Here is a 367-nt window from a genome sequence, read left to right as displayed (position 1 = left end):
TGAACCCCGCTACAGTACGGCACTGGCGACGGTAAAACCGTTACCTGTTCAGCGCAAGATCACCGGTAATAAACAGGTGGATGCCTACTTGTGGGTACTGGCAGTCATTCGGACCAACGAACCTGCCCACCTTGAGGCAGCAGAAGCCGCCTTGAAGAAACTGAAAATCACGCCGAAAGAGGCCCAAACAAAATACGCTGATTACCTGATGAAATCCGGTGCAGCAGCCTTTCAGGTTGCCTTTGGCACCATGAGCATGGATAACCCACAGGGCTATATTGATCGCGCGAAAGAGCAGATCAGCGATGCGGCGAAAGTCAGGGCAACCTTTGAGAGCTACGAAGCGGCGCTGGAACTGACCGAACCA

At 53.4% G+C, this 367-nt stretch carries 1 pseudogene; it reads left to right on the top strand.

The features are described 5' to 3' along the window. A pseudogene (locus PSI23_RS22160) lies at nt 1–367 on the top strand (helix-turn-helix domain-containing protein); the annotation flags it as partial.

The organism is Xenorhabdus yunnanensis (assembly GCF_028598805.1).
Classification (GTDB): Bacteria; Pseudomonadota; Gammaproteobacteria; order Enterobacterales; family Enterobacteriaceae; genus Xenorhabdus; species Xenorhabdus yunnanensis.
Note: the sequence above shows the minus strand (reverse complement) of the source record. Positions and strands in the feature narration are given on the sequence as shown.